Annotated in this window: 14 protein-coding genes; 9 read left to right on the top strand and 5 right to left on the bottom strand. The window is 46.4% G+C overall.

Annotated elements, in window-relative coordinates:
* The first annotated feature begins 345 nt into the window (after positions 1-345).
* Entirely contained in the window at positions 346-1,188 is an 843-nt protein-coding gene (locus ACQ4M5_RS26800; RefSeq protein ID WP_430678796.1) for an NYN domain-containing protein, read from the top strand.
* 63 nt (positions 1,189-1,251) lie between these two features.
* On the opposite strand, the gene dxs is transcribed toward ACQ4M5_RS26800, so the two are convergent.
* Positions 1,252-3,132 (bottom strand): 1-deoxy-D-xylulose-5-phosphate synthase, encoded by a 1,881-nt coding sequence (gene dxs / locus ACQ4M5_RS26805; RefSeq protein ID WP_430678797.1) that lies wholly within the window; start codon positions 3,130-3,132, stop codon positions 1,252-1,254.
* A gap of 278 nt (positions 3,133-3,410) precedes the next feature.
* Between dxs and ACQ4M5_RS26810 the strand changes: the two genes are divergently transcribed.
* Positions 3,411-4,100 carry a hypothetical protein gene (locus ACQ4M5_RS26810; RefSeq protein WP_430678798.1) on the top strand — a complete coding sequence of 230 codons (690 nt, stop codon included), beginning with the start codon at positions 3,411-3,413 and terminating at the stop codon, positions 4,098-4,100.
* A 54-nt stretch (positions 4,101-4,154) separates the two neighbouring features.
* The gene (locus tag ACQ4M5_RS26815; RefSeq protein WP_430678799.1) at positions 4,155-6,404 is read left to right on the top strand and encodes a Tex family protein; all 2,250 of its coding nucleotides are present in this window, start codon (positions 4,155-4,157) and stop codon (positions 6,402-6,404) included.
* Here the strand turns inward: ACQ4M5_RS26815 and ACQ4M5_RS26820 are convergent.
* On the bottom strand, positions 6,401-6,676 hold the full coding sequence (locus tag ACQ4M5_RS26820) for a DUF6439 family protein (protein ID WP_430678800.1): 276 nt from the start codon (positions 6,674-6,676) through the stop codon (positions 6,401-6,403). The two genes, ACQ4M5_RS26815 and ACQ4M5_RS26820, sit on opposite strands and share 4 nt — an antisense overlap.
* Positions 6,677-6,722: 46 nt before the next feature.
* Here ACQ4M5_RS26820 and ACQ4M5_RS26825 point away from each other — a divergent pair, with 46 nt between their 5' ends.
* Together ACQ4M5_RS26825 and asnS are read left to right on the top strand one after the other, a co-directional pair.
* A complete protein-coding gene (locus tag ACQ4M5_RS26825; RefSeq protein ID WP_430678801.1) occupies positions 6,723-7,112 on the top strand; it encodes a hypothetical protein in 390 nt (129 codons plus the stop codon).
* 7 nt (positions 7,113-7,119) lie between these two features.
* Complete coding sequence (gene asnS, locus ACQ4M5_RS26830) at positions 7,120-8,508, top strand: asparagine--tRNA ligase (RefSeq protein WP_430678802.1); 1,389 nt, start codon at positions 7,120-7,122, stop codon at positions 8,506-8,508.
* Positions 8,509-8,788: 280 nt separating this feature from the next.
* On the opposite strand, the gene ACQ4M5_RS26835 is transcribed toward asnS, so the two are convergent.
* Complete coding sequence (locus ACQ4M5_RS26835) at positions 8,789-9,205, bottom strand: hypothetical protein (protein WP_430678803.1); 417 nt, start codon at positions 9,203-9,205, stop codon at positions 8,789-8,791.
* A 427-nt stretch (positions 9,206-9,632) separates the two neighbouring features.
* Between ACQ4M5_RS26835 and ACQ4M5_RS26840 the strand changes: the two genes are divergently transcribed.
* Genes ACQ4M5_RS26840 through ACQ4M5_RS26850 form a run of 3 tightly spaced genes read left to right on the top strand, consistent with a single transcriptional unit; the run spans position 9,633 to position 12,390 of the window.
* On the top strand, positions 9,633-10,256 hold the full coding sequence (locus tag ACQ4M5_RS26840) for a TetR/AcrR family transcriptional regulator (RefSeq protein ID WP_068381652.1): 624 nt from the start codon (positions 9,633-9,635) through the stop codon (positions 10,254-10,256).
* On the top strand, positions 10,253-11,530 hold the full coding sequence (locus ACQ4M5_RS26845; RefSeq protein WP_430678804.1) for an aminopeptidase P family protein: 1,278 nt from the start codon (positions 10,253-10,255) through the stop codon (positions 11,528-11,530). Before ACQ4M5_RS26840 ends, ACQ4M5_RS26845 begins: the two co-directional genes overlap by 4 nt.
* Complete coding sequence (locus ACQ4M5_RS26850) at positions 11,527-12,390, top strand: ChaN family lipoprotein (protein WP_430678805.1); 864 nt, start codon at positions 11,527-11,529, stop codon at positions 12,388-12,390. Before ACQ4M5_RS26845 ends, ACQ4M5_RS26850 begins: the two co-directional genes overlap by 4 nt.
* Here the strand turns inward: ACQ4M5_RS26850 and ACQ4M5_RS26855 are convergent.
* The gene (locus ACQ4M5_RS26855; protein WP_430678806.1) at positions 12,387-13,067 is read right to left on the bottom strand and encodes a Uma2 family endonuclease; all 681 of its coding nucleotides are present in this window, start codon (positions 13,065-13,067) and stop codon (positions 12,387-12,389) included. The two genes, ACQ4M5_RS26850 and ACQ4M5_RS26855, sit on opposite strands and share 4 nt — an antisense overlap.
* 143 nt (positions 13,068-13,210) lie before the next feature.
* Here ACQ4M5_RS26855 and obgE point away from each other — a divergent pair, with 143 nt between their 5' ends.
* Positions 13,211-14,263 carry a GTPase ObgE gene (gene obgE, locus ACQ4M5_RS26860; protein ID WP_430678807.1) on the top strand — a complete coding sequence of 351 codons (1,053 nt, stop codon included), beginning with the start codon at positions 13,211-13,213 and terminating at the stop codon, positions 14,261-14,263.
* Positions 14,264-14,477: 214 nt separating this feature from the next.
* On the opposite strand, the gene ACQ4M5_RS26865 is transcribed toward obgE, so the two are convergent.
* Positions 14,478-15,350, bottom strand: coding sequence for an S-methyl-5'-thioadenosine phosphorylase (locus ACQ4M5_RS26865; protein ID WP_430678808.1), 873 nt, complete (start codon positions 15,348-15,350; stop codon positions 14,478-14,480).
* Between the last annotated feature and the right edge of the window lie 15 nt (positions 15,351-15,365).

Below are 15,365 nucleotides of genomic sequence, written 5' to 3' on the forward strand. Positions count from 1 at the left end.
ATAGATAAGTTCGTAGCTCGTAGTAATTTATCCGGTTTTCCTTCCGGTTCCTCAACTAAGAGAAACATTTTTTTGACGAAGGCTTTCCTTTCTCTGGCTTCTAAACTATTCTGTTGTATAGGTTCAGACTTCGGTTTGGAGCGCCGCTTTCGCTTGGCTTCCCTCACCGCTTAATCAATATAACGTCAGGGTTCGGAAAATGTCAACACCTCTTTTGATCTTTTTTCGATTTCACCTCAACCAACCGCTGTGAGGGGATTTGCGGCTTTGAAATCTTCCTGGGTGCAGTTGGTTAGGCTTGAATTTTGGGAATTCTTGTTTTTAATCGCTGTTAGGGAGAAATCTGTGGGAGAGCGAAAACTGAGAGACGATCGACTCGCTGTTCTGATTGATGCGGATAATGCAAGCGCAAATTTGATTGAGCCGTTATTGGAAGAAGTCGCTAAGTATGGAACGGCTAATGTGAAACGCATATATGGAGACTGGACACAGAGTCAGTTGAAAGGCTGGAAAGAGAAATTGCACGTTTATGCGATTCAGCCGATTCAGCAGTACAGCCATACGTCTGGCAAGAACGCGACAGATAGTGCTCTGATTATTGATGCGATGGATTTGTTGTACACAAGCAACTTTGATGGATTTTGCTTGGTATCTAGTGATAGCGACTTCACAAGGCTGGCTTGTCGATTAAGAGAATCTGGATTGTTCGTGTATGGATTCGGACGAAAACAAACGCCTACCCCCTTTCAGAAGGCTTGCGATAAGTTCACATACACTGAGATTTTGGGTGGAGAGGAATCTGGCACAACTTCCGGGAAGAAATCTAGCAGCGAAGAAGAGCTAATGCAGATTTCAGCAAAGAATGGGCACTCCAAGAAAGAGCAAGAGACAAATAAGCAGGAGGAGAGTGATAAAACTGACTCTAAAGTTGCAAAATTGCGGCAGAACAAGAAGTTGATTAATTTACTGAAACGGGCTTATGAAGCTGCCGCAGGAGAAGACGGATTAGCCAATTTAGGAGCGTTTGGCTCACAGATTAATAAAATTTCCCCGTCTTTTGATTCGAGAAATTATGAATATAGCAAGCTTGGAGCATTAATTCGGGATGTTGGCTTGTTTGAAGTTCAAGAAGTAGCCAGCGAAAGTAATCCTCTCGGCAAGGTTCTGTATGTCAAGCTTAAGAGTTGACGATCGAGAATTCCAAAGAAAAGAGGTTCTCGATCGAATTAATCGAGAACCTCTTTTGATTGTTTAGAGCGCTGCGATCGCACTTTCTTGTTTCGCAAACGCCTTCAGAATTCGATCCGCCATCTGTGGAGGAGTCAGTCCTAACTCCGCTTTAGATTCATCGGGGGTTGCGTGATCGACCAGAATATCAGGAACACCAATGCGAGTGACTGGGACAACGATTCCGGCATCCATTAAGGATTCGACGATCGCACTTCCAAATCCTCCAGGTAGACAGCCTTCCTCAAGCGTGACCACTCGACCGATCTTTTGAGCCAGCGGATGAATTAGCTCCTCATCAAGCGGTTTCGCGAATCGGGCATTGATTACGGTGGCTTCGATGCCGTGTTCGCTGAGAATCTCTGCGGTTTGCATCGCAGGATAAACCATTGAACCGTAACCAATCATTAGGAGATCGTCACCTTGGCGGAGAATTTCGGCTTTACCGATCGGTAATTCTTCCCAGCCTTCTTCCATTAGAGGCACACCGTAACCGTTGCCGCGTGGATAGCGCATCGCGATCGGGCTTGAGGTGTGATTGATTCCGGTGACGAGCATTCGCTGGAGTTCGGCTTCGTCTTTGGGAGCCATTAGCACCATGTTGGGAATTGATCGTAGATAAGCGATGTCATACATTCCCTGGTGAGTCGGACCGTCAGAGCCAACGATGCCAGCGCGATCCAGGCAGAAGAAAACTGGAAGATTTTGGATGCAGACATCGTGAACAATTTGATCGTAGGCACGTTGCAAAAAGGTTGAATAAATCGTTGCAACGGGGCGCATTCCTTCGCAGGCAAGTCCAGCGGCTAATGTGACCGCATGTTGCTCTGCAATGCCGACATCAATATACTGTTTTGGAACTCGTTTTTGGAAAATGTCGAGTCCGGTTCCGGTTGCCATTGCCGCAGTAATTCCAAGAATACGGGGATTGTCTTCTGCCAGTTTGCTCAACGTTTCCCCGAATACTTTGGAATAGCTGGGGGGTTTGGGCTTGTTAGAAGGAATCGCTTTTCCGGTCGCGAGATTGAACGGAGTTTGGGCATGGTAGCCGACTTGATCTTGCTCTGCGATCGCATAGCCTTTTCCTTTGACGGTTGCCACATGGACGAGAACAGGACCGGGGTGCTTATGTGCCTCTTTAAAGGTTGCGATCAACTCTTCTAAATTGTGTCCATCGACTGGACCCATGTAAGTAAAGCCCAATTCTTCAAATACAGCACCCACTTTCGGAACGGCAAGACGCTTCATTCCTTCTTTGAGACGGGACAACTCTGGCGAGAACGGCATGTTTTTCATCTGTTCTTCGATGTTATCCGTGAGGAATTGCACTGGAGGACTGAGCCGCATTTTGTTTAGATAGCGGGGAATTGCACCGACGTTGGGAGAAATCGACATCTCGTTATCGTTGAGAACGACGAGGAGATTCGTTTTTGGTAAATGTCCAGCGTGGTTGATAGCTTCGAGTGCCATTCCGCCTGTGAGAGCACCATCTCCAATCACTGCGGCAACTTTGAAGTTGTCGCCTTGGGCATCGCGAGCGAGTGCCATACCGAGAGCGGCAGAGATGCTGGTCGAGGCGTGACCTGCACCGAAATGATCGAACTTGCTTTCACAGCGTTTCAGGTAGCCTGCAACGCCATCTTTTTGTCGAAGCGTATGGAAATCAGCGTAGCGTCCGGTCAGTAATTTGTGGGGGTACGCTTGGTGTCCGACATCCCAGATCACTTTGTCGCGATCGAGATCTAGGGTTTGATACAGGGCGAGGGTCAGTTCAACAACACCCAAGCCAGGACCGAGATGTCCCCCGATCGCTGCCACCGTTTGCAAGTGCTTTTCGCGGATTTGACGCGCGATTTGCTGTAGCTGAAAAATCGATAATCCATGCAACTGGTTTGGGTGGGTCAATTCACTCAAATGCATACCGGGGTATCCTTCGGATGATGTGATGTGAGCAGTAGGGTAAGGTCTACCTGTTATCACTCTAGTTCATTGGGGGTAATGATTCAGAGTACTCGTATGCAAATTGCAACTTTTATCGTGATAAAAATTTAGGTACGATTAACCACAATTTGTGCTTAGGATGAGCCGTCTGACTAAATCTCCTGGATCTTCATATCGCTTCAGAAGAAGGATGTGCCACAATTTTTTCTAACGTTTGAATTTGTGGGGCGAGGATTTTGGGCATGTCAATTCGAGAGTTAATGCAGTCGGTGGGGATGCGGAGTGCGATCGCATCTATCATCGGAGGGAGTTTGGTTGCTTTGGCGATTCCAGCGAGAGCAGCAGTGTTGGATGATTTGCTGATTCGTCCGGGTGTAGATGAAGCGGATTTTGATAACTGTGCGCGGGATTTGACGCGGGGAAGAGTGGCGGCAGCAGTGGCGGCGGATGCCTGTGCGAAAGCAATTCGCCCGAAAGACTTGGGAATTTGTGTGACGCGGATTACTCGGAATAATATCTCTGGAGATGATGCGCTTTCGGTGTGTCGTCAGGTTCGTCGTCCGGTGGAAGCAGCAAACTGCGTGACGGAGATTGCTCGAAGAGCGCCTAGTACTGCGACGATTAATGTTTTGGATGGGTGTCGTCGGAGTTTGTTGCCGGAGCGATTTTCTAGATGTGTAGTGGGTTTGAGTCGGGAATTGAAATTGGCAACGGATCAATCGATCGCGAATTGCATTGACGCGACCGATCGCAGCCGTGATTTACTACCGACGGTATTGCCAGGTTCAACGATAACTCCGCCTATCACGACACCGCCAGCAGGTTCAGTCACGCCTACGCCGCCTGTTTCTCCAGGTCAAAGCTCACCCTTGCCACCCGCGACAACGCCAGGAACGACTAGACCGGGAACTGTGACACCTCAGCGATTCTAAGTTAAACTCGGAACTCAGCAGAATTTTGACGGACTCTGAGTTCCGGTTTTTCTCATGATCAACATTCCTCAACTTCTGGCAGAAGAACTTTCACTGCGATCGTTCCAAGTTGCCAATGCTCTAGAACTCTTCGCAGAAGGGGCGACGGTCCCATTTATTGCGCGATATCGCAAAGAGCGAACGGGCGAAATGGATGAAGTACAGTTGCGGGATTTGTTCGATCGATTTACTTATTTGACGGAGTTAGAGGAGCGGAAGAAAAGCGTTCTGGAATCGATCGAGTCTCAGGGCAAATTAACTGAGGAATTGAAGAGCAAAATTGAAGCTTGTTTACAGAAGAATGAGCTTGAGGATTTGTATTTGCCGTATCGTCCGAAGCGGAGAACGAGAGCGACGATCGCAAAAGAAAAAGGTTTGGGTGGACTAGCAGAATTTATTGCTAATTTGAATCAACCGAAAGCGCAGGCTGTTTCGCTGGAAGAAGAGGCGAAGAAGTATTTATCAGAGCAAGTTAAAACCGTTGAAGAAGCGCTACAAGGTTCAGCAGATATTTTGGCGGAAGAAGTTTCAGAAAGAGCAGAACTACGATCGTATTTAAGAGAGTTCCTATTCAATACAGGTGTGTTTGTTTCTCGAATTAAAAATGATCATCCTGAAGGGACAACAAAGTTTGAAATGTACCGAAGTTATCAGGCGAAGGTGAAAACGATCGCGCCTCATAATCTTTTGGCTTTGTGTCGTGGGGAATCAGAAGGAATTCTGAGTTTTGATCTGACATTCGATGAAGATGCAGTACAGCAATATTTAGAAAATCAAGTGATTCGAGGGAAAGCTGTACGAGAATTTTATCGATCGATGCTGAAAGATGCGTTTAATCGATTGATGAAAACCTCAATTATTTCGGAGGTGCGATCGCAGAAAAAACAAGAAGCCGATATTGAATCAATCAAAACCTTTGAAACAAACTTAAGAGAATTATTGCTCTCGGCTCCGGCAGGAATGAAACCAACATTAGCAGTTGACCCTGGATTTCGGACAGGTTGTAAAGTTTCAGTACTCGATCAAACTGGAAAGTTTCTGAAATACGAAGCGATTTTTCCACACACTGGAGCAGAAAAGCGGAAACAAGCGGCAGTTACTCTAAAGCAATTAATTGAAAAATATAAGATTGACTTGATTGCGATCGGGAATGGAACTGCAAGCCGTGAAACTGATGAATTTGTTGCGGAAGTTCTCGTGAATTTGGAACGTAAACCAATCAAAGTGATTGTGAATGAATCTGGAGCTTCAATTTACTCCGCCAGTCCGGTTGCGATCGCAGAATTTCCAGATTTAGATATTACCGTTCGAGGTGCGATCAGTATTGGACGGCGATTACAAGATCCATTGGCTGAATTAGTCAAAATTGATCCGAAGTCGATCGGGGTTGGACAATATCAACATGATGTTGATCAGAAACTTTTGAAGAAAAAACTTGATGAAACTGTTGAAAGCTGTGTGAACTACGTCGGCGTGGATCTCAACACAGCATCGAAAGAATTGCTGATGTTTGTATCAGGTGTAAGTGCGGCAGTTGCAAATAATATCGTTGCTTATCGGAATGAAAATGGAGCATTTGTCGATCGTAAATCTCTCCGAAAAGTGCCAAAATTAGGCGCGAAAACATTTGAACAAGCCGCAGGATTTTTGAGAATTCGAGGCGGGAAGAATCCATTAGATAATACGGCTGTTCACCCAGAAAGTTATGGGATCTTGGAAGCGATCGCAAAAGATCTAAAAGTTCCGCTCTCAGAAACGGCTCAAATTGCATCGCAACTTAGATCAAGCTTGAAAAAATATGTGACTGATGCGGTCGGAGAACCGACATTACGAGACATCATCAGCGAATTAGAGAAACCGGGACGTGATCCACGTGCTGAATTTAAATATGCAACCTTCAAGGAGGGGATCAAAGAAATCTCAGATCTCAAAGTTGGAATGGAACTTGAAGGAATTGTCACCAATGTCGCGAACTTCGGTGCATTCGTTGATATTGGTGTCCACCAGGATGGGCTGATTCACGTTTCGCAGATGAGCGATCGATTTGTCAGCGATCCAAACCAAATCGTTAAAGTTGGGCAAGTGGTGAAAATCCGAGTGCTGGAAGTGAACGAAGCACTGAAACGAATTAGCTTATCGATGAAGTCGGAAAACGCAGTTCCCACAAAAAATCAGCCCACACCAAAACGGTCTGAGCAGAAACAAGTTCCTCAAAAGCCAGTCTCGCTCAACGATTTGAAGTCGAAATTTGGCAAGAAAGCTTAATGTCGATCGCCATGACTCGGACAAGGAGGAGCCGAAATCGAACGATCAAGCCAGCCTACTGCTTGCTGCAATCGGGGCAAGGCTTCCTCTGGATTCTCTTTGAGCAAGTAGACCAAAGCCACCGCAGATTGTTCGATCGCTCTGGCTTTACGATTTGATTTGAGACGATGCCAATCTCGATCGCTGATGCTCAATCGTTCGACTAAAGCTTGAGCGAGTTCGATCGTGCTGACTTCGGAAAGCGATTGTTGGGAAGAAAGAGTTTCTGACATAAGTAAGAGTGAGTAGAATGAAGCGTCTACTCAATTATTCTGACGCATGGCGGCTTCTTCCGACGAACTTCCCTTTGATCAGGCATTAGAAAAAGTAGAGCGATCGCTCCTTGATTTGAAAGATCGGTATGCTCAAGTTCAACGCGATCAACAGCAGCTTGAAACATTACAAGAGCGCAAAGCTAATCTGCAATCTCAAGGTAAATCTGCCAAGCTCAAAGCCGAATTGCGAGAAATTGAGCAACAATTAGGAGAATTGGAATTGAATCTGGAAAGTCGGCTATTTTCTTGGTCAGGCTTGAAGGAAGTTTTTTGGCAGGCAGTACGGTTTGGAGGATTGGGCATTGCGATCGGTTGGTCGCTGGCATTCATCACTCTCAAAACACCTGCACCAAACAATTCCACAACTCCCTCGAATAGTTTGTCTAGCCCCTAGTATTCTTATGACTCGACGTATTGCAGAACTTCTTCGCGCTGGTCAACCGGATGAAACTGTCACCATTCAAGGATGGGTTCGGACGAAGCGAGAACAAAAAGGATTTTCATTTATTGAGGTGAATGACGGTTCTTCGATGGCAGGGCTGCAAGTCGTCATTAATCAGGATGTTCCGGATTATGAGGCGAGTTTGAAACGAATTAGTACCGGGGCTTCGGTGGAAGTTTCAGGTGTTCTCGTACCGTCTCCAGGAAAAGGTCAACGGATCGAATTGAAAGCAAGTACGTTGCAGGTTTATGGAGAAGCTGATCCTGAAACTTATCCGTTGCAGAAGAAGCGGCACTCGTTTGAATTTTTGCGGGACATTGGACATTTGCGATCGAGGACCAATACTTTAGGTGCAGTTTTCCGAGTCCGAAATGCTTGCGCGACTGCAATTCATCAATTTTTCCAAGAGCGCGGATTCTTGTGGGTTCATACGCCTGTGATTACTGCGAGCGATGCTGAAGGTGCAGGCGAAATGTTTGCAGTCACAAGTTTGGATTTGAAGAAAGTACCGCTGAATGAGCAAAAAGAGATTGATTACACTCAGGACTTTTTTGGCAAGCCTGCTTATCTAACAGTGAGCGGACAGCTTGAAGCTGAAATTATGGCGATGGCTTTTAGCAATGTCTATACCTTTGGTCCAACTTTTCGAGCAGAAAACTCTAACACTTCGCGGCACTTAGCAGAATTTTGGATGGTCGAGCCAGAGATGGCGTTCTGTGATCTAGAGGGCGATATGGACTTGGCTGAAGCATTTTTGAAATACATCTTCAGCTACGTGATGGAACATTGCCCCGAAGACATGGAATTTTTCAATGCTCGGATTGATGATTCCGTGTTGGCAACCGCAGAGAATATTATCAACAATCAGTTTGAGCGGATTACTTATACGAAAGCGATCGAGCTTCTTGAAAAAGCTGACAAAAAATTCGAGTATCCGGTGGAATGGGGCTTAGATTTGCAGTCGGAACACGAGCGATATTTAGCTGAGGATCTGTTTAAGAAACCTACGATCGTGACTGATTATCCAACGCAAATCAAAGCATTCTACATGCGGTTGAGTGATGACGAGAAAACGGTTCGAGCGATGGACATTCTCGCGCCTAAGATTGGAGAAATCATCGGCGGATCACAGCGGGAAGAACGGCTAGACGTTTTAGAGCGTCGGATTGTTCAGCAAGGATTAGATCCAGCGACTTACTGGTGGTATCTAGATCTGCGCCGATACGGGACTGTGCCTCATGCTGGATTTGGTTTGGGATTTGAACGGTTAGTGCAATTTATGACTGGAATGGCAAACATCCGTGATGTAATTCCATTCCCACGCACGCCTCAAAATGTGGAATTCTAGAACCACCCTAAAGATAGATCTTCAATCACAGTTTTAGACTCACTTTAGGCAGGGAAGTAAAATATCATTCTCGACTTCAGGAAGAACTTTAATCAGAGATCGTTGACTAAGCTGAGTGCCTGTTGAGGTTAATCCTCACGTTGAAATTGTTCACTCAGAGTCTCGACTTGTTTTAAAGGAGATAGATTATGACCCGATTGAAGTCAGGATTTGTAGCAAACTTCTTGAAGCTGGCAGGTGCCGTGAGCGCTTTTGCAGTATTCACATCACCAGCGATCGCTCAACCTAGAGAACCGATTTCTCCAGATTCACAAGGTTCGCCTTCAAGCCTCCCTATGAATCCGAGTTCTCCAACTGGCTCTCCAAGTAGCTCTCCGAGTTCTCCAATGAATCCGAGTTCTCCAATGAATCCGAATTCTCCAATGAGTCCGAGTTCTCCAATTGAATCTCCGAGCAGTTCTCCAAGTAACTCTCCAAGTTCTCCAGTGAGTCCGAGTTCTCCAACCGAGTCTCCAAGTTCTCCAATCGAGTCTCCAAGTAGCTCTCCAAGTTCTCCAATGAGTCCGAGTTCTCCAACTGAGTCTCCAAGTAGCTCTCCAAGTTCTCCAATGAGTCCGAGTTCTCCAACTGAGTCTCCAAGTAGCTCTCCGAGTTCTCCAATCGAATCTCCGAGTAGCTCTCCAACTGGGTCGCCCACATCCGAATCTGAGCAACAAAAAGCAGATGAATTCGATGGGGCTTTGACGATTCGCAGCAATGGTCCTGCTGGAACCAGTGGTCAAGAAGTGATGAGATCTTTGAATAAAACCAATAGAACTACAGCTTCAAGTTCTCCAACTTCACCATCTCCGACTTCACCTTAGTATGAAACTGAATTTGTAAGGGGCTGACCACAGTTCGGTACACGATCGAGCACCGAACTGTGATCTTTATTACAGCTTCCATCAGTGCAATAACAGCTTCCGCATTTGCGAAACATTACGAAAGTTAAAGACGGATTGAGTCAACGCAATTTCTCTAATTGAAATCTGTAAACTCTATGACACTTTAGTGCAGAGCAAAAGGATCGCTTGCACAATAAAAATAACAGGCGATTTTCCTGATTCCGTCTGTTTTCCACTGCAATGCCAATTACTAATCGGATGCCTCAACAAGCTGAAGCCGAAACCCGCACACGAATTCTCAAAGCGGCGCTGAAATTGTTTGCCAAACAAGGCTACGATGGCACAACCACAAGGGATTTGGCAGAAAAAGCAGGAGTCGCGGAAGGGACTTTATTTCGACATTTTACGAATAAAAAAGCAATCTTGATCGAAGTGGCGACTCAGGGATGGATCGAGATTTTGACTGATTTGCTGACAGAATTGAGCGAAATGGGAAGTTACAAAGCGATCGCTCAAGTGATGCGGAAACGAATGTTGAATATGCACCAGAATGTGGATCTGTTTAAGGTCTGTTTTATGGAAGCTCAGTTTCATCCGGATTTACGCGATCGAATTCAATCTGAAGTGGTCGATAAAATGACCGATGTAGCAGAAGCATTCTTTCAAACAGCGATGGATCAAGGAATTTATCGTCAGATGAATCCGAGAATGGTGGCGCGAGTGTTCTTGGGAATGTTTACGATCGCGGGATTCAGTCAAGACACGATTATGGCTCCGGGAAGTTCTCCGAATGAAATGAAAGAGATGGCAGAGGGAATTGCCGATATCTTTTTAAATGGAGTCTTAGCAGAAAAACCTTCATGAGTCGATTGGCTGATACGCTCAAATCTCGAAGACAGCGACTTTCTGAATTGATTGATTTTCCGATCGTCCTGAAATCTGGAGAGTTCAAGTCTCGCAATTTTCCAGCAAATACTTATCCGTTTCGGGCAAGTAGTCATTTTCTCTACTTTGCAGGACTATCTTTGCCAAATGCAGCGGTGCGGATTGAAGGCGATCGCTTAACTTTATTCCTCGATGATCCGAAGCTTTCAAGCGCTCTTTGGCATGGAGAATCGCCATCTCGTGATCAGATTGCCGCAGAAATTGGAGCCGATGAAGCTTATCCGTTGTCTGAGATGAAGCGATTTCCGGTTGAAGAGCATCCGGCAGTGATGGAAGCGATCGTCAAGTTGCGATTGATTCATGATGAAAGTGCGATCGCTGAAATTCGGAGAGCGCTTGCTGTCACAATTGAAGCTCATCAAGCTGGAATGAAAGCCACTCTGAAGGCGAAAACCGAAGCGCAGATCAGAGCAGCAATGGAAAGTGTCATTCTGTCGCACAATATGACCTGTGCTTATAACAGCATTGTGACGGTGCATGGCGAAGTTTTGCACAATGAACATTATCATCATGCGATCGAGCCATCCGATCTCATCCTTGCAGATGTGGGAGCAGAAACTGAATCAGGATGGGCATCAGACATCACTCGAACTTGGTCGGCATCCGGAAAGTTTTCGCCAACTCAGCGGGCATTGTATGAGGTCGTTTTGGAAGCGCACGATCGAGCGATTGATAAAATTCGTCCCGGTGTTGAATATCGCGATATTCATCTATTGGCTTGTGAAACCTTGGCAGAAGGCTTGATCGATCTCGGAATTTTGCGGGGTAATCCAGCCGATTTAGTGGATCAAGATGCTCATACGTTGTTCTTTCCGCATGGAATTGGACATTTATTGGGGCTTGATGTGCATGACATGGAAGACTTGGGCGATCTGGCTGGATATGAAAAAGGTCGATCGCGCAGTGAGCGATTTGGATTGGGATATTTGAGACTCGATCGACCGTTGAAAGCTGGAATGATTGTGACGATCGAGCCAGGACTCTATCAAGTTCCAGCATTGCTCAATGATCTGGAGCGCAGAGAGAAATATTGTGAAGTTGTGAACTGGGATCGATTAGCTGATTTCTCAGATGTTCGTGGCATTCGGATCGAAGATGATGTGTTAGTTACTTCTGAAGGTTCGGAAGTTCTGAGCATTGATTTACCTACTAACCTAGAGCAAATTGAAGCGATCGTTGGAGAAGATTTATGAGCGGAAGATCTATTGCAAAACTCTGCGCTTTATCCCTGAGTTTGTTCGTTTTCTGGACAGCACCAAGCTATGCTCAAACTCCAACGATTACAACGCCGACACAGCAAAAGTTAGATGCTCAGACGGTTCTGAAACAGTTGAAACAATCGCGAGTGATCTATCTAGGTGAAACACATGATAGTGAAGCGGATCATCGTGCTCAGTTGGAAATTATTCGATCGCTCTATCAACAAAATCCCAAATTAGCGATCGGCATGGAAATGTTCCAGCGTCCGTTTCAATCTGGCTTAGATAGCTATCTTGCGGGGACTGCAAACCAATCAACGCTGCGAGAGTCTACCGAGTTCGATAAACGGTGGGGATATTCTTGGGAGTTTTACTATCCGATTATTAACTTCGCAAAAGAGAATCAATTGCCTGTGATTGCGTTGAACACACCAATGGAAGTCACTCGCAAAGTTGCGCGTCAAGGATTAGAAAGTTTGACCGCAGAAGAGAAGCGCTACATTCCGCCGATCGACGAAATCAAATTAGAACCAGAGCGATATCGCGATCGCTTACAAAAAATCTTTTCTGCTCATGCTGGAAAAGGAAGTAGCCGCTGGTTTAATTCGTTTTTCCAAGCTCAAGTTCTGTGGGACGAAACAATGGCAGACGCGATCGTGCAGTTTTTGAAAAAGAATCCTGATCGACAAATTGTTGTATTAGCAGGTCAAGGACACATTATTTACGGGGATGGAATTCCGAGTCGTGTCGATCGACGAATGCCAGGAATTAAACAATCAAAAATCTTGCTCAATCCATCCGCAGAATACTTGAAAGAAGCCGGAATTGCTGATTTCTTCTGGAAAACTCGTTAGAAACGTTTTGCTAATTCTTGAACAAACGCTTGATGTTCTGGTGATCGCAGTCCGAGTTGTAGTGCGTTCAGAACAGCAAACAATTCACCATTGAGCAGTGCTGCAACATCGAGCCAAAGTCCTGAAAACACTTGGCTTTTAATCAGCCCGTTCTCATCTGGTTCAACTAGGATGTATTGCTCATTCTCTAATCTGAACCAACTTAACTGATTCTCAAAGGTCTGCCAAACCAAATATTCCTGAACACGATTGCGGCGATAAGCAGCCATCTTCGCACCCAAATCAATCGCTGCACTACTGGTCGCGATTTCTGCAACCAGTTCAGGCGCACCTTCGATGTAACCATCTTCACTTAGGGTTGAGGTTCCACCTTGAACAATTCGCAACAAGGAATCCGGTTGAGGTTCATTGTCTAGATCGAGTCTTGTCGTTGTGTTGTCTGCTTGACTAACACCTGGCGTTGCTGAGCGGTAGACACCAAGCCACGTTACTAAATCTGCATGAGGAATGCCATGAAAGGCGCGAACAGGGGATGCCACGTAAACCACTCCTTCGATCAACTCTGCTTTGAAATGTTCTGGGGTCGCTTCATATCGTCGCTCGAATTCGGCGCGAGTTAAACGATCGCCACTCGCCAGCGGTGGGACTAATTGCCGTTTCGGTTGCTGCAAAACCATTTAGAACATCCTCGATCGCGCATCTTGCATTAATTATCGCGTTGATCTTCGTCTTGCATAACCTGAAACCTGTATAATCAACATCCCCAACAGAAATTCGATAGACTCTTTAACATAGAAAGAGTGGGACTCAGCGCAAGGCTATGCAATTTATTGATCAGGCGGAAATTCAGGTTCAGGCGGGCGATGGCGGCGATGGCATGGTGTCATTCCGTCGGGAGAAGTACGTGCCTGCGGGTGGACCGAACGGCGGAAATGGTGGACGCGGTGGCTCAGTTATTTTGAAGGCGGACGAGAATCTTCAAACGCTGCTCGATTTTCGTTATATGAGATTGTTCAAAGCCGACAACGGTCAGAAGGGCGGATCAAGCAATTGCACCGGAGCATCAGGACGCGATCTCATTGTCGAAGTGCCTTGCGGAACCGTGATTTATGATGCCGAAACCGATGAAGCGATCGGGGATTTAACCGAGAATGGTCAAACCTTCAAAGTTGCAGAAGGCGGACGAGGTGGACTGGGCAATCATTGTTTTTTGAGCAATCGTAATCGTGCGCCCGAAAATGCCTTTCCAGGACAACCAGGAGAAGCGAAATCTCTTCGTCTCGAACTCAAACTTTTAGCAGAGGTTGGAATCATTGGTTTGCCGAATGCAGGTAAATCGACTTTGATTTCTGCTTTGTCTGCGGCACGTCCGAAAATTGCGAACTATCCGTTTACAACTTTGGTTCCAAACTTAGGAGTCGTTCGGAAACCGACTGGAGATGGAACTGTATTTGCGGATATTCCGGGACTGATCGAAGGCGCACACATGGGAATCGGACTCGGACATGATTTCTTGCGCCATGTGGAACGGACTCGATTGTTATTGCATTTGGTCGATGCGACTGCGGAAGATCCGATCGCAGATTATCAAACCATTCAGAGCGAATTGGATGCGTATGGACGCGGACTCAGCGATCGACTTCAAATTCTCGCGATCAATAAACTGGATGCGATCGACCCAAATGGCGAGGAAGTGAATGCGATCGCTTCTGAACTCGAACAACTCAGCGGAACGAAAGTGTTTAAGATTTCGGCTGTGTCGCGCTTCGGGCTTGAAGAATTAATGCGTCAGGTTTGGCACGATTTGGACGAATTGAAGGCGCGGGAAGAAGAGGAGAGATTAGCGATCGAGCAAGTACAAACCGTGGGCTGAAGGAATTTGTGGATTTTGGCACGTTTGTTCATCCGCGAACCCGCCCGGAGGTAAACGCTCCGGGCTAATCGAGGGAACCCCGCTGAAGCGGACTGAAATCGCCCTCTTAGGGGGCTTCAGTCCCCTTTCTCCTGTTAGCCCGGAGCGTTTACCTCCGGGCGGACTGTATCGCAGCGACAAACTCGCGTCAACACAGGACTTGGACACAACCCCTCTAAAGATATTTCTTCACCAACAATTCTAATTTCTCTCGTGCCTCCGCAGAAATCTTATCCTTCGGAGTCAAAATCGCATATTTGAGTGCAGAATGAGCTTCAGAAACGGGCGGATTCTCAGCTAATCGTCTGACCGTTTCTTGAATCACTTTCTGAGCATTAACCGCATTGCGTTGAAGATTCGCAATCACCATATCAACTGTGACACTATCGTGATCCGGATGCCAGCAGTCATAATCCGTCACCAGTGCCAAAGTCGCGTAAGCAATCTCCGCCTCTCGTGCCAGTTTTGCTTCGGGTAAGTTCGTCATTCCAATCACAGACGCGCCCCAACTGCGGTGCAAATTCGATTCCGCTTTGGTCGAAAATGCAGGACCTTCCATACATACATAAGTCCCACCCCGATGTAGGTTCACATTCTCCAGATTCAGACTTTCAACCGCATCTCCCAACACTTTTGCAAGTTCGAGACAGACCGGATCACCGAACGCGACATGAGCGACAACACCATCCCCGAAGAAGGTTCCAATGCGGTGAATTGTTCGATCGATAAATTGATTCGGAATCACCATATCCAACGGTTTCGCCTCAGCCTTAAGCGATCCAACCGCCGAAGCAGAAATCAGATACTCAACTCCCAAACTCTTCATGGCGTAGATATTGGCGCGAAAGGGTAGCTCTGAGGGCAAAAGATGGTGATTGCGACCGTGACGAGCCAGGAAAGCCACACGAGTTTGATCCAAAGTGCCGACAATCAACGCATCAGAGGGAGAACCGAAAGGAGTCTCGATCGACATTTCCTCTACGTCTTTGAGCGCTTCCATTTTGTAAAGACCGCTGCCGCCAATGATGCCAATTTTGATCTCAGACATAACGCTTTCTAGCTC

Origin of the sequence: Leptolyngbya sp. AN10, from assembly GCF_050565645.1 — a bacterium.
Lineage (GTDB): Bacteria > Cyanobacteriota > Cyanobacteriia > Leptolyngbyales > Leptolyngbyaceae > Leptolyngbya.